Source organism: Mesorhizobium sp. P2_F8 (assembly GCF_056403655.1).
The window spans coordinates 1-20,528 of record NZ_JBFUFB010000019.1 but is presented as its reverse complement, the minus strand read 5'-3'; the positions used below and the strand labels follow the sequence as shown (position 1 = coordinate 20,528).

The 20,528-nt window shown below is 60.4% G+C and carries 17 protein-coding genes and 1 pseudogene; 11 read left to right on the top strand and 7 right to left on the bottom strand.

The features are described from left to right. Positions 1-51 precede the first annotated feature (51 nt). A complete protein-coding gene (locus AC1DZP_RS31125; RefSeq protein ID WP_477307653.1) occupies positions 52-1,818 on the bottom strand; it encodes a hypothetical protein in 1,767 nt (588 codons plus the stop codon). Further along, positions 1,819-2,274 (bottom strand): TadE/TadG family type IV pilus assembly protein, encoded by a 456-nt coding sequence (locus AC1DZP_RS31120; protein WP_477226157.1) that lies wholly within the window; start codon positions 2,272-2,274, stop codon positions 1,819-1,821. A gap of 369 nt (positions 2,275-2,643) precedes the next feature. Here AC1DZP_RS31120 and AC1DZP_RS31115 point away from each other — a divergent pair, with 369 nt between their 5' ends. The 4 genes from AC1DZP_RS31115 to AC1DZP_RS31100 all read left to right on the top strand — a co-directional run bounded on the left by AC1DZP_RS31115 (position 2,644) and on the right by AC1DZP_RS31100 (position 8,059). After that, positions 2,644-4,236 (top strand): peptide ABC transporter substrate-binding protein, encoded by a 1,593-nt coding sequence (locus tag AC1DZP_RS31115; protein ID WP_477226158.1) that lies wholly within the window; start codon positions 2,644-2,646, stop codon positions 4,234-4,236. A 164-nt stretch (positions 4,237-4,400) separates the two neighbouring features. Next, positions 4,401-5,324, top strand: coding sequence for an ABC transporter permease subunit (locus tag AC1DZP_RS31110; protein ID WP_477226159.1), 924 nt, complete (start codon positions 4,401-4,403; stop codon positions 5,322-5,324). Then, positions 5,317-6,438, top strand: a complete 1,122-nt coding sequence (locus AC1DZP_RS31105) for an ABC transporter permease (protein WP_477226160.1) — start codon at positions 5,317-5,319, stop codon at positions 6,436-6,438. Before AC1DZP_RS31110 ends, AC1DZP_RS31105 begins: the two co-directional genes overlap by 8 nt. A 1-nt stretch (position 6,439) precedes the next feature. Next, entirely contained in the window at positions 6,440-8,059 is a 1,620-nt protein-coding gene (locus tag AC1DZP_RS31100; RefSeq protein ID WP_477307651.1) for an ABC transporter ATP-binding protein, read from the top strand. Between the two features lie 27 nt (positions 8,060-8,086). Here AC1DZP_RS31100 and AC1DZP_RS31095 read toward each other — a convergent pair whose 3' ends face one another. The 3 genes from AC1DZP_RS31095 to AC1DZP_RS31085 all read right to left on the bottom strand — a co-directional run bounded on the left by AC1DZP_RS31095 (position 8,087) and on the right by AC1DZP_RS31085 (position 9,587). After that, positions 8,087-8,431 (bottom strand): hypothetical protein, encoded by a 345-nt coding sequence (locus tag AC1DZP_RS31095; RefSeq protein WP_477226162.1) that lies wholly within the window; start codon positions 8,429-8,431, stop codon positions 8,087-8,089. A 287-nt stretch (positions 8,432-8,718) separates the two neighbouring features. Next, positions 8,719-9,039: a hypothetical protein gene (locus AC1DZP_RS31090; RefSeq protein ID WP_477226163.1), complete on the bottom strand. Its 321-nt coding sequence runs from the start codon at positions 9,037-9,039 to the stop codon at positions 8,719-8,721. 125 nt (positions 9,040-9,164) lie between these two features. Beyond that, positions 9,165-9,587 (bottom strand): hypothetical protein, encoded by a 423-nt coding sequence (locus AC1DZP_RS31085; RefSeq protein ID WP_477307649.1) that lies wholly within the window; start codon positions 9,585-9,587, stop codon positions 9,165-9,167. Positions 9,588-10,009: 422 nt separating this feature from the next. Between AC1DZP_RS31085 and AC1DZP_RS31080 the strand changes: the two genes are divergently transcribed. The 3 genes from AC1DZP_RS31080 to AC1DZP_RS31070 are packed head-to-tail and all read left to right on the top strand — an operon-like array spanning position 10,010 to position 12,188. Beyond that, positions 10,010-11,365, top strand: a complete 1,356-nt coding sequence (locus tag AC1DZP_RS31080; RefSeq protein ID WP_477307647.1) for a selenium-binding family protein — start codon at positions 10,010-10,012, stop codon at positions 11,363-11,365. Continuing rightward, positions 11,362-11,733: a 2Fe-2S iron-sulfur cluster-binding protein gene (locus AC1DZP_RS31075; protein ID WP_095089772.1), complete on the top strand. Its 372-nt coding sequence runs from the start codon at positions 11,362-11,364 to the stop codon at positions 11,731-11,733. Before AC1DZP_RS31080 ends, AC1DZP_RS31075 begins: the two co-directional genes overlap by 4 nt. 5 nt (positions 11,734-11,738) lie before the next feature. Beyond that, positions 11,739-12,188, top strand: coding sequence for a CoA-binding protein (locus tag AC1DZP_RS31070; RefSeq protein ID WP_206073782.1), 450 nt, complete (start codon positions 11,739-11,741; stop codon positions 12,186-12,188). 65 nt (positions 12,189-12,253) lie between these two features. Here AC1DZP_RS31070 and AC1DZP_RS31065 read toward each other — a convergent pair whose 3' ends face one another. Beyond that, positions 12,254-13,468, bottom strand: a complete 1,215-nt coding sequence (locus tag AC1DZP_RS31065) for an NAD(P)-binding domain-containing protein (RefSeq protein WP_477307645.1) — start codon at positions 13,466-13,468, stop codon at positions 12,254-12,256. A 53-nt stretch (positions 13,469-13,521) separates the two neighbouring features. Then, entirely contained in the window at positions 13,522-14,079 is a 558-nt protein-coding gene (locus AC1DZP_RS31060) for an OsmC family protein (protein WP_095089778.1), read from the bottom strand. Positions 14,080-14,565: 486 nt separating this feature from the next. On the opposite strand from AC1DZP_RS31060, the gene AC1DZP_RS31055 reads away from it, so the two are divergent. The 4 genes and pseudogenes from AC1DZP_RS31055 to AC1DZP_RS31040 all read left to right on the top strand — a co-directional run. Next, entirely contained in the window at positions 14,566-15,453 is an 888-nt protein-coding gene (locus tag AC1DZP_RS31055; protein WP_477307643.1) for a transglutaminase family protein, read from the top strand. Positions 15,454-15,884: 431 nt separating this feature from the next. After that, positions 15,885-17,708 (top strand): SLC13 family permease, encoded by a 1,824-nt coding sequence (locus tag AC1DZP_RS31050; RefSeq protein WP_477307642.1) that lies wholly within the window; start codon positions 15,885-15,887, stop codon positions 17,706-17,708. Positions 17,709-18,499: 791 nt separating this feature from the next. Next, positions 18,500-19,582, top strand: coding sequence for a transporter substrate-binding domain-containing protein (locus AC1DZP_RS31045; protein WP_477307640.1), 1,083 nt, complete (start codon positions 18,500-18,502; stop codon positions 19,580-19,582). Positions 19,583-19,978: 396 nt separating this feature from the next. After that, positions 19,979-20,528 (top strand): annotated as a pseudogene (locus AC1DZP_RS31040) (tyrosine-type recombinase/integrase); the annotation flags it as partial.

Here is a 20,528-nt window from a genome sequence, read left to right as displayed (position 1 = left end):
GCTTCGGCCGCCGCTTGCGAGGAAGGTGATCCCGCTTGGGCTGCTGATGCCTTATTGAACGAGAACCGCGCGCCCGCAGGTCGCACCGGTGACACGCACATCGGCCTGGCCGACGCCGATACCGAGCGCCGAAAGCACGTTGTAGAGCAGGTCGTCGACCGGCGCCGTTACGCCGTTCAGCACGGCCATGACTGCCGGCTTCACCGTTGCGAGCAGTGCGGTCAGATCGATTCCGAGACCAAGCGCATTGACCGAAAGCGACAGGTTGCCGACCAGCGATGTGGTCAGCGACTGCGATATGTTGCGCGTCGAAACGGTCTTGACCGTCTTGTTGGCGATGTCGGTCGCATTGAAGTTCAACGTCGTCGGGCTATTGTTGGTGATCGCGGTGGCGGCGGAACCCATCACCTGTATCAGCGGAATGTTGATCAGCAGCATATGGAGGCTCACATCCGCGATCTCCGCGTCGGTGAACGTCTGCGGCTGACTGAAATCGCCGAAGCCTGAACTGTTGCTGTTGGCCAGATGCAGCGAGGCGATACCCGGGTGCGCGGCGATGGAAACATTGATGCTGGAAGGCCCGGTCGGACAGGTGATGTCGGTCAGTTTGGCTTCGGCATAGGCGACTTCCACATTGAGCGGCAGATTGACGGCCAGCAGGCTGATACCGCCGCCGAGACCGGGCGTGCCGACACCGACGCTGGCAACCAGTTTGATGCGCGTCTGGGCGGTGCGCACCACGGTTCCGATGCCATCGACCGCCAGCCATGGCGAAGATTGCATCGGCTCGCCAATGGCAATGGTAAGCGCCGTGGACAGAAGCCCGGGTACGGTGGCGCCAAGATTGACCTGGGCCTGGTTGGTGCCGTTGGCCAGTACGGCGGCAGCGGTCAGCATGCCCATGGCGTTGGTGTCTAGCCCAAGGCCGGTTGGTCTTTGCCCGAGAGCCAAGCTGCCGACTGAACCGAGATCGACAAGCTTGTTGAGCGGGATCTTGCCCGTGCTGGTCGATTTCGAGGCGATGGTCTGCAGCGCCAGCTTGGCCGTGTTGCCAAGCCCGGGCACGTTGGCCATGGCGGTGGCGATCTGGCCGACAGTCGCATTCGATGCCAGCACGTCCGAATAGGTGACGCCGGTCAGGCTCAATTGTGTGGCAAGACCGTCTATGAACGAGAGCACGCTGACATCGGCCGAGATCAACCCGTTGTAGTCCATGACGCTGAGCGAGATGTTGCCGCCGAGAAGTCCACTGAGCAGCGCGTTGAGAATGCCGCCATTGACGCTGAGCAACCTCGACCCGACCGAGAACGTCGCCTGCGGCGTCATGCTGGCGGTGGCCTCGGTGCCGATGACGGGAGTGGGGAGCAGCGAACTCGCGAAATAGCGGGCAGGGATCTTCTTCAGGGTGACACGGACGGCATTGTAGGGCGTTACGCCGGACTGGAAGCGTTGGCTGACATTGGCGGTTGATGCCGCGTAGCGGCCGGGCGTGACCGACACGACGGTTTTGCCGACGGCCGGCGCGATCGTCTGTCCCGAGCCTTGAACGACCACGCCTGGCATGCCGTTGTCGGTCAGCGTGGTCACGACAGCGGTGTCGACTTTGGTGATGTTCGAGGCAGCGGTGATCGCAGCAAGGTCCACCATTGCCTGGGCTTCGCGGCGCTCGGTATAGATCGAGGCTTCGTCGATTGCCACCGCAGCCAGCGCCAGCGCGACCGGCGCGCTCAACGCGGTCATGACGGCGATGTTCGCCTGTCTGTCGGCCAGCATCAATCGGGCGAGCCGGCCGATCGCATCGCAAGCCCGCAGCAGCATTCAGATGCCCCCGACCCTTATCGTTGACTGGCGCTTGATCGTACTTCCCGGCATGGCAATGCCCGGGAAGAGATTCCAGATCGGCAGGTTGCGGGCATCGTACTGGATGGACACCACGAACTGGCTTCCGTCGGCCGTGCTGTCGTTGGCCTGGTAGGTCAACTTGCTGGCATCCACGAAGGGATACCCGCCGGCATTGTTGGTGACGAAGCTGGCGACGAGCGTCTGGCGCTCGGTCTGGTTCAGTCCGGCAATTGCTGTGCGGGCCGCATCCGCCGCGATCTGCTGGATCGAGTTTGCGGCGCCAAAATATATGCCGTATGCAACCATTCCGAGTAGAAGGAGGATGAAGATGGGCGAGAGCAGTGCGAACTCAACCGCAGAAGTACCGGATTCTTCTTGAAATTTCCGCATTAACTGACGGATTTCTATTGATTTACTTGTCCAGGTACTCATGACTGCCACGCGTCTGAGATGGAATCGTATAAAAGGCACCCATAATGTAACTTATGGTTGCTTAAGAACGCATTAACACATTCCGGCAAACTGGCGCGGCCACAGATTCCGGGTGAAGAATGGCGTCGAGATGAGGAAACCAAGTCAAGCTTCTGGTTTCGGCTGGTGTTTCGGCCGTCACGGCACAACTTTCGTGCCGCCTTACTTTGGGTGACCCAGAGAGTCTGTTGAAATAAAAATTCTCCGCGTTAGTGTCTGGGCACCAGCCGCAGGAAGGGAACCGGCGGCGCGCTCAAAGGGGTCAGACATCGGCTCCGGGGCGTCAACACTCAAAGGCGCGCCGACGGCAGCGCCGACAGGGAGAACTTCATGCTGAGAAACATGCTGAAGGCGACGGTGTTCGCCACGACGATGGCATTGGCAGCCGGCACATTCTACACGCCGGCTTTCGCCGAGACCGTCTACAACAGAGGCGCCGCCGCCGAGGCGGAGACGGTCGACCCGCACAAGACCTCGACCGTCTACGAAGCCGATATCATTCGCGACCTGTTCCAGGGACTGGTCATGCACGATCAGAAGACGAACCTCATACCGGGCGCCGCCGAAAGCTGGACCGTATCGGATGACGGCACCGTCTACACCTTCAAGCTGCGCAAGGACGGCTTGTGGTCGGATGGCAGCCCGGTGACGGCGGACGACTTCGTCTACTCCTTCCGTAGGCTGGAGGATCCGGCCACCGCCGCCGAATACGCTTCCATGCTCTATCCCGTGAAGAACGCCGAGGAAGTCAACACCAAGAAAGGCAAGCCCGAGGATTTGGGCGTCAAGGCGATCGACACCAACACCCTTGAAGTGACTCTGAAGGCGCCGACGCCCTACTTCCTGGAGATGCTGACCCACCAGGCCACCTATCCGGTCAACAAGGCCTCAATCGAAAAGCTCGGCGCCGACTGGATCAAGGCGGGCAATCTCGTTTCGAACGGCGCCTATACGCTGGCCGAGTGGATTCCCAACGACCACATGAAGCTGGTCAAGAATCCGAAATTCTGGGACGCCGCCACCGTCAAGATGGACGTCGTCAACTATATCCCGACCGAAGACCGTTCATCGGCGATGAAGCGCTTCGAGGCCGGCGAACTCGACAGTTACGGCGACCTGCCGACCGAACAGCTCGCTGACCTCAAGGCCAAGTTCGGCGCTCAGGTCCGCGTCGGACCGTATCTCGGCACCTACTACTATGCGATCAAGACCGACAAGGCGCCTTGGGACAATGTCGAGCTGCGCAACGCCATCTCGATGGCGATCGACCGCGATTTCATCGCCGAAAAGGTCTGGCAGAACTCGATGCTGCCTGGCTATTCGATGGTGCCTCCGGGCATAGCCGGCTACACGCCGGCAATGGCCAAATACGCCGACATGCCGCAGATCGACCGCGAGGACGCCGCAAAGAAAATCCTCGAGAAACTCGGCTATACCCCCGAGCATCCGCTGAAGATGGAGATCCGCTACAACACCTCGGAAAACCACAAGAACACCGCGGTCGCCATCCAGGAACAGCTGAAGCCGCTTGGCGTCGAGGTCACGCTGCTCAACACTGACACCAAGACCCACTATTCCTTCCTCGAGCAGAAGGGCAATTACGACGTGGCGCGTGCCGCCTGGATCGCCGACTACAAGGATCCCGAGACCTTCCTCGGCATCACACGCAAGGCCAGCGGCAACAACTATTCGAGCTATGTCAGCCCGGCATATGAAGCGGCAATGGACAAGGCGGCGGCTGCCGGTGGCAAGCCAGAAGAGCGCATGAAGGACCTTACTGAGGCCGAGCGCATCCTTGTCGATGACGTCGGTAACATTCCGCTTCTCTACTACAGCTTCCACGATATCGTTTCCTCGAAGCTGCATGGCTTCGACGACAATGTGATGGATGTGCATCCGTCGCGCTTCATCAGCAAGGACTGATCCCTGGCCAAGCCGCCGCGCATTGAATGCGCGGCGGCGCTGGTTTGCCATCGCATCGGCCCGGGAACCGGAATCGCTTTTCGGCAATGTCGGTGCGAAGATTTGAAGGCTAGAGTGCAATCGTCCAACTGGACGCGCGCTGCTCTGGATCAAGCGGGGCACCGATGCTGCGATATGTACTAAGGCGGCTTTTGACCGCCATTCCGACGCTGTTCGTCATCGTGACCATGGCGTTCTTCCTGATACGCGTCGCGCCGGGAGGCCCGTTCAACCAGGAGCGAGGGCTGAGCCCCGAGATCAGGGCCAATCTGGAAGCGCAATTCGGCCTAGGCGATCCGCTCTGGCTGCAATATGTCCACTATCTCGGCAATCTGCTGCGCGGCAATTTCGGACCGAGCTACAACATGCCGGATTTCACCGTCACCGAACTGTTCGCCAAGGGGCTGCCGATTTCGATCCAGCTCGGCACCTCGGCGCTTGTCCTTGCACTTCTGCTCGGTTCGGTGCTCGGCACCATTGCCGCGCTCAACCAGAACAAGCTTGGCGACTATACTGTGATTGCGCTGGCAACCGCCGGCAGCACAATCCCCACCTTCGTCATCGCGCCGGTGATCCAGCTCCTGTTCGGGCTGACCTGGAAGCTCCTGCCGATCGGCGGATGGGGCGATGGCGCCTTCATCAACAAGGTTGGCCCGGTGCTGACGCTCGCTCTGCCGCAGATCGCCATCGTCGCCCGGCTGATGCGTGGCTCGATGATCGAATCCTTACGGTCCCATCATATCCGCACAGCCCGCGCGCTCGGCCTCTCCGACTGGTCGGTGGTGGTCAAGCACGCGCTGCGCGGCGCCATCCTGCCGATCGTCTCCTTCACCGGCCCGGCAGCCGCCGCGCTGCTGACCGGCTCGGTCATCGTCGAGACGATTTTCTCCATTCCGGGCGTCGGCCGCTATTTTGTCGATGCCGCGCTCAACCGCGACTACACGCTGGTGATGGGAACGGTGGTGGTGATCGCCATCTTTACCATCGTCTTCAACCTGATCGTCGACGTCATGTACGCGGTCGTCGACCCGAGGGTGCGCTATGACTGACATTGCAGCCACGGCTCCCGCCGTCATCGGCCGCTCGCTCTGGGCGGACGCCTGGGCGCGCCTCAAGGCCAATCGCGCCGCCATGTTCAGTCTGTATTACCTTGCCCTGATCGGTGTCGTCAGCGTGTTCGGACCCTGGTTCGTGCCGCATCAATACACCACCATCTATGCCGACTATGTGCGCATGCCGCCCAGCCTGTCGGCCTATCCGAAGGCCGAGATGATCGAGACGGCGCTCACCGAAGCGATCAAGCGCATGCGTGTCGACATCAAGGAATGGCGGCAGGAAGGCAACCAGGTCTTCGTCACCGTCAAGTCGACCAAGCCGATCGACGACCGCAACATCCGCTATCTCGACCGTTCCGACGCCTTTGACGACACCAAGATCGAAAGCAAGTCGCCCGACGGCCTCGAAGTGACGATGAGCGCCTCGGTCAAGCAGCAGTATTTCCTGTTCGGCACCGACAACACCGGCCGCGATCTCCTGTCGCGCACGCTGATGGCCGGGCGCATCTCATTGGCCATCGGTCTGCTCGCCGGCGTCGTGGCGGTGGTCATCGGCGTCGTCTATGGCGCGGCGGCCGGCTTTGCCGGGGGCAAGGTCGACGAGGTGATGATGCGCATCGTCGATGTGCTCTATTCCTTACCCTTCATCTTCTTCGTCATCATGCTGGTGGTGTTCTTCGGCCGCAACTTCGTGTTGATGTTCCTGGCCGTGGGCGCCGTGCTGTGGCTCGACATGGCCCGCATCGTGCGCGGCCAAGCGCTGTCGATCCGCCGCCAGGAATATGTCCAGGCGGCGGAAGCCATGGGCGTCGGCCAGCGCGGCATCCTGCTGCGCCACGTCATTCCCAACCTGCTGGGTCCCGTGGTGATCTACATGACGCTGCTGGTGCCACAGGTCATCATCCTGGAGAGTTTCCTATCGTTCCTCGGGCTCGGCGTGCAGGAGCCGATGACCAGCTGGGGCGTGCTGATCTCGGTCGGCGCCAAGAACATCGGCACCGCCAACTGGCTGCTCCTGTTTCCCGCCTTCTTCCTCGTCTCGACGCTGTTCGCCCTGAATTTCGTCGGCGACGGCCTGCGCGACGCGCTCGACCCCAAGGACCGCTGAGATGGCTGCTTCCGAAACGATCCTCAGCGTCAAGGACCTGCGCGTCCGCTTTCGCACGCTCGACGGCGCGGTCGAGGCGGTGAAGGGTATCAACATCCACGTCAATGCAGGCGAAACCGTTGCCGTGGTTGGCGAGTCCGGATCCGGCAAGAGCCAGACGATGATGGCGGCGATGAGCCTGCTGGCGTCGAATGGCGAAGCCACCGGCAGTGTCGACTATCGCGGCCGCAACCTTCTGACATTGAGCAAATCCGAACTGAACAAGGTCCGCGGCGCCAAGATCAGCATGATCTTCCAGGAGCCGATGACCTCGCTCGATCCGCTCTATTCGATCGGCAACCAGCTGATCGAACCGATCCGCCGGCATCGGGGCTTGAATGCCGCCGAGGCGCACGAAGAGGCGCTCAAGCTGCTGCGCCTCGTGCATATCCCCGATCCCGAGCGGCGGATGAAATCCTACCCGCACGAAATGTCGGGTGGCCAGCGCCAGCGCGTCATGATCGCCATGGCGCTTGCCAACGACCCGGACATCCTGATCGCCGACGAGCCGACGACGGCGCTCGACGTGACCATCCAGGCGCAGATCCTGATGCTTCTGGGCGAGCTGCAACGCAAGCTCGGCATGGCGATCGTCTTCATCACCCACGATCTCGGCATCGTCCGGCGCTTCGCGGATCGCGTCTATGTCATGCGCCAGGGCGAGGTCGTCGAGGAGGGGGAGGCGGAAGCCATCTTCGTCAATCCGCAGCATGCCTATACGAAAATGCTGCTGGCGGCCGAGCCGACCGGCAGCAAGGCGCCGCCGCCCGCCAACGCCCCGGTGGTGCTCGAAGGCAGGAATGTCGAAGTGACATTCAGGATCGGCGGCGGGTTTCTTGCTGGCGAGCCGCTGATGCTGCGCGCCGTCGACCACATTTCGATCCGGCTGCAGCGCAACCAGACCATCGGCATTGTCGGTGAATCCGGCTCGGGCAAATCGACGCTCGGCCGCGCCTTGCTGCGGCTGTTGCCGAGCGATGGCCTCATCCGTTTCGGCGACCGCGACATTTCCACCGCCGACCGACAAGCGATGCGGCCGCTGCGGCGCGAGATGCAACTGGTCTTCCAGGACCCGTTCGGCTCGCTATCGCCGCGCATGACTGTCGGCCAGGTCATCACCGAAGGATTGCTGGTGCATGAGCCGAACCTGTCGGGCAAGCAGCGCGATCAGCGCGCGGTCGAGGCCCTGAACGAAGTCGGCCTCGATCCCAATGCACGCAACCGCTACCCGCACGAATTCTCCGGCGGGCAACGGCAGCGCATCGCCATCGCGCGGGCCATGATCCTGAAGCCCAAGCTGGTGGTGCTGGACGAGCCGACCTCGGCCCTCGACCGCTCGGTGCAGAAACAGATCGTCGAACTGCTGCGCAAGCTGCAGGCCGACCACGAACTGTCCTACCTCTTCATCAGCCACGATCTCTCGGTCGTGCGCGCCATGGCCGACTACATCATCGTCATGAAGCAAGGCAAGATCGTCGAGGAGGGGCCGACCGAGGCGATCTTCAGCAACCCGCAGCACGCCTACACACAGACGCTGATGGCCGCCGCGATCGACGTCACACGCTTCAGGCTGAGCGCCTGAAGCGCGCCCGCTCGGGAGAACTCAAGCTCATTGCGAAGGCGAGGTGCATCGGCGTGCCCTGGCGCTGGCAAGAGCCGCTTGCTGCTGTTTCAGGCGGTCGATCCTGGCCGTTTCGCGCTCCGCGACCGCGCCCTTCACGCGCGCGCCGCCCAGCAGCCAGCGTGGGACGCTGGTGTTGGCGACCTTGCCGCGGGTGATTGCTGTTTGCGAGATGTCGCGCGCGACGACACCCATCGCGCTGTTGAGCTCGGCGCAGCTCATGCTGTCGTATTTCGCCGGATCGACGGTTCGGCCGATCGACGAACAGCCGGCGAGAAGAAACAGTGCAATCACAAGAGCCGGTGGTGAGGCTGTCGTTGAAATCAGATTCATGTCCGCACCCGGCACAGCCGTTTCACTGGCTCCATCATATGCATCGAACTACTAGAGCCGACGGCCATCTTCGTCAAAGTTTCCGATCGCTGCGGAACCCATCACAGAGGCGAGCCCATCGCCACATGAACACACGGGGTTCCCGCAAATTTCAGGAACGTTCTCTGTCACTCGAAGTTGGTGTTCGTCGAGTGCACTAAAACAATGACTGGTAAACGGGAAAGCCCGTCCCGGCTGACGCTGGGGCGGGCTTTCTTTTCGTGTTCGCTTGGGCAGGCAGTGGGCGATCAGTAGCCGTCGTTTTCGATGACCACGGGGTGGTGGCGATAGTGACGGTGAGTGGAAACGGAGCCTGTCACGACGACGGTGTCTGGGCGATGATGCCGTCTCACGACGACCATGTCTCCGCGATGATGCCGGCGTCCATGGTCATAGAACGCAACTTCGCCATGGCGGCGGTGATGCAAGCGCTGACCGTCCTCGTTGATGATCCTGACGCTGTTGTGGTGTCGATGGTGGGTTCTGATAACCACATCGGCCTCGGCTGCCGAAGCTATGGCCGGCAAGCCGACGGAAAGCGCCAACGCGCACATGATCATTGTTTTCATTGCAGTTTCTCCATTTCCTGAATTGGCCCTTCGTTTGGATAACTGCCTGTGATCAATTTGGTTCCGGCCTGCTTGGGCCAGCCCGAAACGCTTGCGGCATGTCGAAAGAGGGGCGATCGCATCGCCTAGGGCTGAGAAGGGGCTGCCTCTCGCTGATGGTATTTGCAAAGAACGATGCGTCTCGACGCGTCGGTCTCGCTCACGTCGGGCAGCACAACGATCTGCCCCCAAAAATCGCAATATCTGGCTACTGCCTCCGGCAGCTCCTTGCCGCTCATGCCAGAGATCGCAGCGATATCACCTTCGCTACAGTTGGTCTTTCCGGAGAGCTGCGCTGCCGCCGCTACTATCTTGCATGACCGCTCGTCGTTTGCTTGCGAGGGCGCGCAACCGCAGGCAAGTGCGATTGCTGCTGTGACAACCAATTTGCGCATGATGGCTCCGGACCTGACCGGCATTCTGTCGCCGCCGTAACAACAAATATGAAGCGCAGCTAATACAAAGGCAAATTCACCAGGCCATCTCTCGATTTGCCAATGGCGGAACATTAGGCGCGCCTAATTGTTCTACTCCTCACAGCCGACATCCGTGTCTGCTGAAGATCAGCCGGCAAAGGCTGGTCGGCCCGCGTTCTCCGCCAGAGGCGCGGGCTTCCCCAGGCAACAGGAGAACGATTATGAACAACATCATTTGGCTCGTTGGCGCGGTGGTCATCGTAATTGCGATATTGAGCTTCTTCGGCCTCCGATAGGTGCGACGCGGGTTCTGGCCGGTTGCCCGTTGATCGGCCAGTCGGCCTTTCGTCGACTTTCCTGTTCCTCTGACGCTTCCGTGGGGAGGAGCGGGGGTGTTCGCATTCCGTCCCCCCGGCGGCCAACCCGGCCGTAGCGCCGATGCCAAGCATGCACTAACATTCCAGCCTGACCCCGTAGGGGCTGCCCAGTGATCTGTTCAAATTGGGGACATACCCATGACCAATCATTGCTGTGGACCGGGCTATGCTTCCCCAGCCGAGGCGATGACCGCACCTCGCGAAAAGCTGCTCTATACGATTGCCATCTACACCGGCACGGGCATTCAGAAGCCGGACTATTTGTGCACCATTGATGTCGACCCGGAGAGTTCGACCTACAGCCAAGTGATTTCACGTTTGCAAATGCCGGGTATTGGCGATGAGCTTCATCACTCGGGCTGGAATGCCTGTTCGTCGTGCCATGGCGATGCGAGCATGGAGCGGAAATATCTGATTGTGCCGGGTGTGCGCTCGTCCAATCTGCACATTGTCGATTGCGGCACCGATCCTCGCAATCCGACACTGTTCAAAGTCATAAGCGGCGCTGACATCAAAGCCAGGACCAACTTGTCGGCACCGCACACGGTGCATTGCCTCGGCTCGGACATCATCGTTTCCATGCTTGGCGACGCTCAGGGCAATGCCCCCGGCGGCTATTTGCAACTCAGCAAGGAGTTCGAGATTGTCGGCCGTTGGGAAAACTCCATGGGCGGTATCAAGTTTGGTTATGATTTCTGGTACCAGCCGCGACACAACGTAATGGTCAGTTCGGAGTGGGCCGCTCCCAATACCTTCATGCCGGGTTTTGACCTGGAAGAGGTTGGCCATCTAAAATATGGCCGGGAGATCCATTTCTGGGATTTTGAAAAGAAGGAGCCGAAGCAAACATTCTATCTCGGTGAAGATGGCCTCATCCCACTGGAAGTGCGGTTCCACCACAATCCCGACAGCAGTCACGGCTTTGTTGGCGCGGCCCTTTCAGCAAATATCATCCATTGGTGGAAGGATTCGGCGGGTGATTGGCAATGGGAAAAAATTATCGATGTCGACAATGAGCCACATCCCGAATGGCCGATCCCGATTCCGGGCGTGATCTCGGTCATCCTGCTCAGCATGGACGATAGATACCTCTATTTTTGTAACTGGTTACACGGCGACATCCGTCAGTACGACATCTCGGACCCTCACAATGCCAAGCTTACTGGACAAGTGTGGATGGGCGGACTTCTCGGCCGTGCGCCTGAGGTCAATGGCGTGAAAGTGACTGGCGGGCCCCAGATGATACAGCTCAGCCTCGACGGCAAGCGCCTGTATGTGACAACCTCACTTTTCTCCACCTGGGACAATCAGTTCTATCCGGAAATCCGCACCAATGGCGGATGCATGCTGATGGTCAATTGCGATACCGAAAACGGCGGCATGGAAATCGATCCGCGATTTGTTGTCGATTTTGGCAAGGAACCAAATGGACCAAGCCGCTGCCATGAAACCCGTTATCCCGGCGGTGATTGCACGAGTGACATCTGGGTATGACCAGCTTCACCATCACTCTCGCCAACCAAGGCGGTGCGGCCTTTGACGTCGATCACCGCAAGCCCCTCTTGCAAAGCTTGCGCGAGCAGGGCGTGGATTTGCCCTACGGGTGCCAGTATGGCGGCTGCATAAGCTGTGCGGCCAAAATAATCAGCGGCAAAGTCAATCAGCAAGCGCAGCGGGCGTTGAACAACCGCCAGATCAACAATGGCTACATAATCCTCTGCGTCGCCCGCCCTTTGAGCGACTGCACGCTGGAGGTCGGCGTTGAAAGTCACGACAAGCTCTACCGCAACCCCTTCCTTGACCCCCTGGCCGCTCATGAATTGAAAGCCGATATTGCGACCCCGTTGGACGAACAGAAATGACCCATATGAACCATGATGAGCCCTATCCGGAGGCTTATCTGCAAGGAATTCTGAAATCGGTCAAAACCATCGCGATGGTGGGGGCCAGCCCCGACAAGACCAAGTTCTCCTATGGTGTACTGCGGGTGCTGCACGAGATCGGCTACGATATGATCCCCGTCAACCCCAGTCCCGGCCTGGATGAAATCCGAGGGCTCAAGGTGTACCCGTCGCTGGCGGCCATCGACCGGCCTGTCGATATGGTCGAGGTTTTTCGTCGTTCCGAAGATCTGTTGGACGTTGCTGAGGAAGCCATCGCCATCAATGCCAAGGTTCTGTGGGGTCAGATTGGCGTGCGCGATGACGCTGCCGCCCAGTTGGCGGAGGAAGCAGGCTTGAAAGTGGTGATGAACCGCTGTCCAAAGATTGAGTTGTTCCGCCCCTTCTGGAAGCCGAAGTTGCACTTGGGAATATGATTGCGGGTCACCGAATTCGGAGCTGTCGCGGCAACCGACCTGTTCCCCTGGTCTTGGATTGAATTCTACCCGAGGTACGATGCCAGATGGGCGCTGAGATCACGCGCGTCGTCGCCAGCGCCGTCGATCAGCGCAGATTTGCGGCGGCGCAGAAACTGCATCCCCATCAGGTACAGGCCCGGATGTTCAGCAACTCCGCCGTCGTGACGGACGTAGCCCTTGCGATCGATGACCGGCAGTTCCAGCCACGAGTAGTCCGGACGGTAGCCGGTGGCCCAAATGATCGTCCTGATCGCGCCGCTGGCGAGGTCGAGGCCGAGCGGCGGGTTGTCCTCGACATGGGTCGGCGGCGGGCGATCCGGCGGCCCGACCGTCGCGTCCAGGCCGTTGTCGCGCGCCCATTCGTCGATGAGGTCGAGCAGCCGGGCCATCTTCAGATCAGAAAGCGCGCACATGTTGCGCAATGACCCCGCAAACTGGGCCTTGCCGTCTTCGGTGATGCCGGCGAGGCGGCCGACGAGCCGGACCCCGAGGTCGACCAGCGCATTGAGGTCGAGGGTGGTGCGGTCGGGCGTGCCGGCAAGCTGCAGCGAAGGAACCCGTCGTGCCCGCCTGATGTCGTCTACCTCGTCGTAGCGCTCGTTGAGCACGCCGGCGGCGTCCATCCACCACTCCAGGTCCTTGCCGCGATAGACGCGGGGCGCCCGGATGTGCTCGCCCACCGACAGGGTCACTTGGCGCCCCGAACGCTGCAGTTCCTGAGCGATCTGGGTGCCGCTGGCCGACGCGCCCACCACCAGCACGCCACCGTCGGCGACCTGACCCGGATTGCGGTAGGACTGCGCCGTCAGGATGGTGACCGACGGCGGCACGCGGACGGCGAAATCGGGCAGGCGCGCGATGTTGCACGCGCCCGACGCCAGCACCACGGTCCGGCACCGCCACTCGCCGCGATCCGTGCGCACAAGATATCCCGCCCCGTCGCTGCGAACCGAGGTGACGGTCGTGTGGGTTCTGACCGGAGCCGAGATCGCCTTGGCATAGTTCCCGAGGAAATCGATCACCTCTGGCATCGTCCGGTAGCCATCGGGGTCGTCGCCGTCATAGCGGAAGCCCGGTAGCCGGCTCTGCCAGTTCGGGGTGAGCAACCGCAGCGAATCCCACCGCTCGGTGCGCCAGGTATGGGCAATCTCGCCGCGCTCCAGCAGTACATGGTCGATCGAACGCTCCGCGAGGCAGCGGCTCATCGCGAGCCCCGCGTGCCCTGCACCGACGATCACGGTGGTGACGGAACTAATCGCGCCCTCTCAGAGTCTACCGCTCGAAGTGCCTTTCAATTCACCACGACCGTGACGTTCGTCGGATTGGTGACAATGTCATAGACCGCAGATCGCTTCTGCGACTGAGCGACGAGAGCCTCGATGTCCTCGGGCTTGGCGTCGGCGTCGATGTTGTACTTTACCGTGATGCCGCTGAAGCCGTTGCGGACGTCGCTGTCGATGCCGAGTATGCCGGCGAGATCCATGTCGCCTTCGATTGTAGCCTTCACCGACTTCAACTGGATGTTGCGGTTCTGGGCAACCGCGGCGATGCCGGCGGTCAGGCAACTCGCCAGCCCGACCAGCACGTATTCGACAGGCGTAGCGCCCTTATCCAAGGAAGCGAAGACCTCCGGATGGTCGGCGTCGAATGCGAACGTGGTCTTGCGATGCTGGTCCTGGCCGAGACCGTAGAAGCTCTCGACTGTCGAGTGGCTGTGGGTGCCATCCTTCCATTCGCAAGCCGCGCGCCACTTGAATTGCGCGGCCTCCGGGGCGTTGGAAAGCGCTTCCTTTGCGGCGAGAAGCGCCTCTACGTTAACGCCATTATTGGCCTGTACTTCGGAAGCCATGATTATCCTCCCTACCTTGCACTGGCTCAAACCCGACCGATTCCACTGACCTCCTGATCAGATTTCACCAAGGTGTGGCATGGTATGGGTAGCGAAGTTTTTCATCAAGTTGTTTCCGCAGGGATACAGTCGTCCCTCGCGCACCGAGTTGCGCTTGCCGGCGAAGGAGTGCCCTGCATGTCGGTCGACGGCGACCGTGGGACTGCCACAAGGGCATGCCGCGCGTTCACGCCCCCGACCACTGTGGGCGCGGTGGATAAATAGGCGAAGCAATCTGTGGGGTATCGGGAGAAACAAATACCTAAGTATCTGTTTTTTCTGGTCGGAGTGGCAGGATTTGAACCTGCGACCCCCTCGTCCCGAACGACGGGGTCGGCCAGCAAAAGCCCGGATTTGCTTCCGATCGGTCGCCTTGGCTGTGCCGCGAAATACCTGTACGCAGAAATCAGAACCGAATAGACCATTCGGAAGCTGGACGGACGCGAAATGGCGCGAATCAAGATTGTCCATACGACCGAGTACACCTACCGCAATCCGGTCGGCCTTTTGCGTCACCGGCTGATGGTGCGGCCCGACGACAGTCACGACTTGAGACTGCATCACGCCGATCTCAAGATGGAGCCGGAGCCAGCCTCCATCTACTGGAAGCACGACACATTCGACAATTCCATCTGTTTCGTCGAATGGCCCGAAACGCTCAGGACCAAGCGCCTAAGCATCATCTCGACGCTGGATCTGACGCATCATCCCGAAGGCCCGCTACTCCCGCAGTACAGCCTTGAGACCGCGGCTGAAAAGTTCCCGCTCTCTTACACCCAAAGCGAAACTGCTGATCTTGGGCGTCTGACCGGACTGCAAATGCCGGACACGGACCGCAAGGTTGAGGCCTGGGCGCGTCGCGCGGTCGCCGAGGCCGGCAGCACGAACACGTTGAAGGTATTGGAGGCGATGACTCGCGCCATCCAGCAGCAGTTCCGCTACGGCGCCCGCCACGAGGAAGGCACGCAGACAGCCGTCCAGACAATCGAGCTCGGCACCGGTACCTGCCGCGACTTCGCTGTCCTGATGATGGAAGCGCTGCGAAGCTTCGGCTTGGCCACCCGCTTCGTCACCGGGTACCTCTACGATGACACCTCCGGCACGACCCGTGGAGGCGGTAGTACGCACGCCTGGTGCGGTGTCTATCTTCCGGGCGCCGGCTGGGTCGAGTACGACCCGACCAACGGGCTGGTCGCAGGCGCCAACCTGATCCGCGTGGGGGTGACCCGCGAAGCTTCGCAGGCCCTTCCAATCTCGGGAGGCTTTGTCGGCAACGCGGGAGATCCGACTGGCCTGCATGTTGACGTATCAGTCTCCGCAGTTCCAATACGGTAAGGCATCGCTGATTGTAGGTAGTCTTCTCTTGGTGCGGTGTTTACGCAGCGTAGCTCGGTGTCATATTTGACTTCAGCCAAAACAGATGAGGGAAGACTGGCCAGGCGAAGGGCCCGAAAGATCACAATTCTCATGATCGCAGGTCCCTGCAAGGGCGGGGCTGGGCACCTTCGCGCCACCGTTGGGTGCGGCGGCAACAGCGTCATGGGGCAGGTCATGGCTTCCAGTCCAAGCCCGAAGCGTGAGGAACGCCGCGAGCGCCTCAAATGGGCCAGCTTATGGAAGACTTCTGCGACCCTGCTGGTGGGGATCCTGACTCTCGGATAGCTTTCCACCGAAGGAATGCCTTCCATTCCGCGACCGTCCGCCAGAACGAGTCAAGCTGCCTTCAACGCCTGCGCAGGTTGGTTGCCGTTGAACAGGGACGCAAAATGAATGCAGAACTCGCGCTTGTCCTCGCCCTACTGGTCTCCGCGATTGTCATGTTCGCGGTCAATAGGCCAAGGCTGGACGCCGTCGCGCTTATCATGCTGGTGGCACTCCCTTTTACCGGCGTGCTGTCGATCGGAGAGGCGCTCTCGGGCTTCAGCGATCCGAATATCGTCCTCATCGCGGCTCTCTTTATCATCGGCGACGGATTGGTGCGGACAGGTGTCGCCCAGCGGCTCGGCGACTGGCTCATTGCAAGAGCGGGATCAAGCGAAGTCCGGCTGACCGTGCTCCTCATGCTGGTCGTCTGCTCGCTGGGCGCCACAATGAGTTCGACGGCGGTAACCGCGATTTTCATTCCCGTCGTACTGCGTATTTCGCAGAGCACCGGCATAGGCCCGGGACGGCTGATGATGCCACTCAGCTTCGCTGCCCTCATCAGCGGCATGATGACACTCGTGGCCACCGCGCCCAACCTTGTCGTCAACAGTGAGCTCGAGCGGCACGGTGTGCCAGGGTTTGGCTTCTTCAGCTTCACACCGTTTGGCCTTCCGGTTCTTGGTCTTGCGATCGTATACATGATCTTCGCCCGACGCTGGCTGCCTGTCGAAAACGAGCAGAAGACGCCCCAACAGGCGACCTTCGGGGCGTGGGTGGAGGAATACAAGCTTGCTCATCGAGAGCGACGAGTGAAAATTTCCGACCGTTCTCCCTTGGTCGGACAGAATTTGGAGCAGTTGGACTTGCGAAGCACGTCTGGTGCCAACATTCTGGCGATCGAGCGCAGTCATAAGCTCCGAAAGGAAATTCTCAGGCCTACGGTCAAGACAGAGTTGCACGCTGGCGACATTCTCCTGATCGACCTAACGGCTCCCGGCAGTAAATTCAAGGAACTCCAGGCGCGGATGGTCCTGGAGGATTTGCCATTGAGCGGCGGCTATTTTGCGGATCGATCGCAAGAGCTCGGCATGGCTGAGGCCATCGTGCCGCCGACGTCGGAACTCATCGGCAAGACGGTGGTGGAGTCCAAGCTGCGGACGCAGTTCGGGGTAACGGCTGTCGGCCTGAACCGCGGCGACAGCCCGCATACGGACAATCTCCTGGCCGAGAGACTCAATACCGGTGATACGTTGCTGGTGATCGGACCCTGGAAGGAAATCGAGCGGTATCGGACCGACACGAAAGATCTCCTCGTCATCAAACTGCCCGTCGAGATCGAGGAACGGCTTCCAGTCCCAGGAAAGTCATTGCACGCGGTGATTTGTCTCCTTTTCGTCATCGGCCTGATGGTCAGTGGCATCGTGCCGAATGTGCAAGCGGCCCTCATCGGCTGCCTTCTCATGGGTACGCTCGGCTGCGTCGACTTTGCGAGCGCCTATCGATCAATCGACTGGAAAACGATCATCCTGATCGTCGGCATGTTGCCGTTTTCTGTCGCTTTGGAGCGAACTGGCGGCGTCGACCTGGCGGCGGAAGGCCTGAAGAATCTTACCGCCGGGGCCGGAAACAGCATTGTCCTTGCAATGCTCTTCGCCATCACGGCTGCTCTGGGTATGTTCATCTCAAACACGGCAACCGCGGTGCTGATGGCTCCAGTCGCCCTTGCTGTGGCCCATGAATTGGGTGTGTCCCCCTATCCATTGGCCATGACCGTCGCGCTGGCGGCTTCGACAGCCTTCATGACGCCTGTTTCCTCGCCCGTGAACACGCTGGTGGTTGCGCCGGGGCGCTACTCGTTTGGGGACTTTGTCCGCATCGGCGTTCCCTTCTCCGTCATCGTCCTGATCGTGAGCGTGATCCTGGTTCCGTTGCTCTTGCCCTTTTGAGGTTCACGCCGGGCACGATCCGCGTGAACGCGGTCCGGAAGCTGGCGGTCATCATGCATGCCATGCTGAAATCGGGTGAACTGTTCAGTCGGACGACCTACTGCAAAAGTTTTTACCGTCGATTGCGCCGAGACGTCCCTGCCGGGACGTGAACTGGCCCATTCCGAAGAACAGGCGTTGCACCGTCAAGCCATCTTGACGCGTGCGCTTCGTACAGTGGAAGGGCCATTCTGTGGAGACCAATCATGCCCCGACATCACATCGACTGCGAAGACGACCATGCTCCCGGCATACGACACTTCGTGCGGCAAAAAGGGCTTGGATTATCGGCTGCGATTAGACGACGCCGGACGGCACCCGAAACCCTTCAGCATGTCGGTCGTAGAGATCAGCTTCGCCGCGTCCTGAAAGCAGACATCTCAACCGAGGACTCCGGAGGTCGCGGTTTGCGCCCGGAAGGCGACATTCGAAGCGCTGTTCCAGGTGGACATACCTGCGACGGTCGAAATGTAGTGCGAACCCCAGCCTCTTGTGACACACGACCGGAGCTCCAAGCCTTTGCGCGACCTCACCGAATACTACGCCCGTGGCTTCCGTCGGCTCAGATCGCTTCGCTGTCTCCTCCCAAGCTAGACGGTATCTATCGGAAACGGGACACAAATTCATGATTTCGGATCGCACACCCATGAAGCTTGTTATAGATTCGGTAATGCGCGTTCTCTCAGGCCATTGTCTCGAGAAAGGCCGGAGGGGACGATTTCGTCAATGCCTCCGCAGGCGGGAACTCTTTCATGTCGAGAAACGCTCTCTGCCTAGCCGTGTTGTTCAGCCTGCTGGCCGTAAGCAGTCCACTTGGGCAGGAAACGCTTCAAGCCAAACAGCCAGTCGGCGTCGGCCTCTATCTCAGCCCGCCATTTGTCAAACAGGAGCAAGGTAGCTTCAACGGAATGGCGGTCGAACTCTGGGAGTCGATCGCGGCATCGCAGGGCTTGCAAAGCCAGTACCGCCTCTACCCGACGGTTAGTGCCCTGATCGACGCCGCGGCAAACGGCGAGATCGACGTTGCCGTCACCAATCTCACTATTACACAAGGCCGGGCGCAGCGGATCGATTTCACTCATCCGTGGTTCGATGCCGGACAGAGGATCATGGTCAACGAGCATCAAGGCACAGGATTCCTGGACGTTATGGCGGGTTTGAGGGACGCAGGCTTCCTTCGCGCCTATGCGTGGCTCGCCTTTGTCATCGCGGCGGCGACCGTATCGCTGACCATCTTCGACCGGAAGTTTGATCCCGCCTTTCCGCGTCGATGGCGTGACGGAATAGCGGAGAGTTTTTTCTCGATCATGTCAGTTGCCTCAGGCAAAGCATCCGGCCGAAAGAATGTTTTCGGTTGGATCGGACGGGTATGGCAGGGCTTGTGGCTAATATTCGGGATTGCTGTGCTCGCCTATGTCACCTCATCCGTAACGAGCGTGATGACCACCCTTTCATTGACCAACCAGGTCAACAGCCTTGCCGATCTTCCCGGCAAGTCGGTCGGGGTATTCACCGGCAGTGTGTCGGAGGATTTTGCCCGCAACTCCGGTTTCGACCGGCAATCGTTCCCGAACATCGAGGAAGCGGTAGCGGCTTTGCGTGACGGCAGCATCGACGCGATCGTCGGCGATGCGCCCGTGCTCGAATATTATGCGCATACGCACCCCGAAGAACGGGTCAGTGTCATCGGAGGCCTCTTCGAGCCGGATAAGTACGGCTTCGGTCTTGCACGCAACAGTCCCTTGACCAGGCGGCTGACGGTCGAAATTCTGGGCGCACATGAGCGCGGGCTCGTCGAGCAGCTGCATGCCAAGTATTTCGGCGAGTCACCATGAGCGCTGAGCGATGCGGGACGCAAACAAAACGTCCTCTCAGCCGCATCTAAGACCGAGGCTAACCCAAAGCAGACGGAACGACGACCTCCGAGAAGATCGCAGCGAAGCACGTCGCTCCCGATGCAATGTGGCCGCCAAGACCTGACCTTCGTTCATCGGAGAAATGTCATCCGATCTAGCTCGTCGTTTCGCCCGCTCTTCCAATGAGATTACGCGGCATCCCGCCGCCCTCAAAGCAGGGGCCGCTTTTGGCGCAAAGAGGGCAGCACAACGCTGGATGCAAAGGTCGGCTTTCTAGCGGAGTCATCCCGAAAGCGGACGTTCCGTTTTCGGCCCATGAGCCGTAGTGTCCTGCCACGTTTCACTCTCGGCCTATCACGGCCGAGGAGAACTTACATGGGCTATTCTCAATTCGATGATGCCAGCCGCGAGCGCGCAGCTTGGAACGCTGGAAAAAAGGTAGGCGCCAAGCGTCCATTCACCCAGAAGCAAATCTGGGCCATCCGCTTCCTCCTTGATCGCGAGAGACGCATCCGGGACCGAGCCCTGTTCGATCTCGCGATCGACAGCAAGCTTCGGGGCTGCGACCTAGTCAAGACCAGAATTCGCGATGTGGTGGCCGGGCCGGAGATCAGAACTCGCGCGATCGTTGTTCAGCAAAAGACATCGGCCTGTCCAATTCGAGATCACCAGTGACGTGAGAGCCAGCCTTCTGGCCTGGCTCGAACGACGTGGGGGCTCGGTCGAGGACTATGCGTTCCCGAGCCGGGTCGATCATTCATGCAACATGAGCACAAGGCAGTACGCGCGGCTGGTCGACCAATGGGTGACCGCGATCGGTCTGCGTTCGGAGGAGTACGGAACACACTCGCTCCGACGGACGAAGGCGTCGATGATCTACAAGGCGACGGGAAACATCCGCGCCATCCAGATACTGCTCGGCTCG

Coding starts and splice junctions, on each gene's coding strand:
- AC1DZP_RS31095 (WP_477226162.1), bottom strand. CDS start 8,431: ATGAATCTGATTTCAACGACAGCCTCACCACCGGCTCTTGTGATTGCA.
- AC1DZP_RS31045 (WP_477307640.1), top strand. CDS start 18,500: ATGTCGAGAAACGCTCTCTGCCTAGCCGTGTTGTTCAGCCTGCTGGCC.
- AC1DZP_RS31120 (WP_477226157.1), bottom strand. CDS start 2,274: ATGAGTACCTGGACAAGTAAATCAATAGAAATCCGTCAGTTAATGCGG.
- AC1DZP_RS31110 (WP_477226159.1), top strand. CDS start 4,401: ATGCTGCGATATGTACTAAGGCGGCTTTTGACCGCCATTCCGACGCTG.
- AC1DZP_RS31080 (WP_477307647.1), top strand. CDS start 10,010: ATGACCAATCATTGCTGTGGACCGGGCTATGCTTCCCCAGCCGAGGCG.
- AC1DZP_RS31055 (WP_477307643.1), top strand. CDS start 14,566: ATGGCGCGAATCAAGATTGTCCATACGACCGAGTACACCTACCGCAAT.
- AC1DZP_RS31060 (WP_095089778.1), bottom strand. CDS start 14,079: ATGGCTTCCGAAGTACAGGCCAATAATGGCGTTAACGTAGAGGCGCTT.
- AC1DZP_RS31125 (WP_477307653.1), bottom strand. CDS start 1,818: ATGCTGCTGCGGGCTTGCGATGCGATCGGCCGGCTCGCCCGATTGATG.
- AC1DZP_RS31050 (WP_477307642.1), top strand. CDS start 15,885: ATGAATGCAGAACTCGCGCTTGTCCTCGCCCTACTGGTCTCCGCGATT.
- AC1DZP_RS31100 (WP_477307651.1), top strand. CDS start 6,440: ATGGCTGCTTCCGAAACGATCCTCAGCGTCAAGGACCTGCGCGTCCGC.
- AC1DZP_RS31090 (WP_477226163.1), bottom strand. CDS start 9,039: ATGAAAACAATGATCATGTGCGCGTTGGCGCTTTCCGTCGGCTTGCCG.
- AC1DZP_RS31070 (WP_206073782.1), top strand. CDS start 11,739: ATGAACCATGATGAGCCCTATCCGGAGGCTTATCTGCAAGGAATTCTG.
- AC1DZP_RS31105 (WP_477226160.1), top strand. CDS start 5,317: ATGACTGACATTGCAGCCACGGCTCCCGCCGTCATCGGCCGCTCGCTC.
- AC1DZP_RS31115 (WP_477226158.1), top strand. CDS start 2,644: ATGCTGAGAAACATGCTGAAGGCGACGGTGTTCGCCACGACGATGGCA.
- AC1DZP_RS31085 (WP_477307649.1), bottom strand. CDS start 9,587: ATGTTCCGCCATTGGCAAATCGAGAGATGGCCTGGTGAATTTGCCTTT.
- AC1DZP_RS31075 (WP_095089772.1), top strand. CDS start 11,362: ATGACCAGCTTCACCATCACTCTCGCCAACCAAGGCGGTGCGGCCTTT.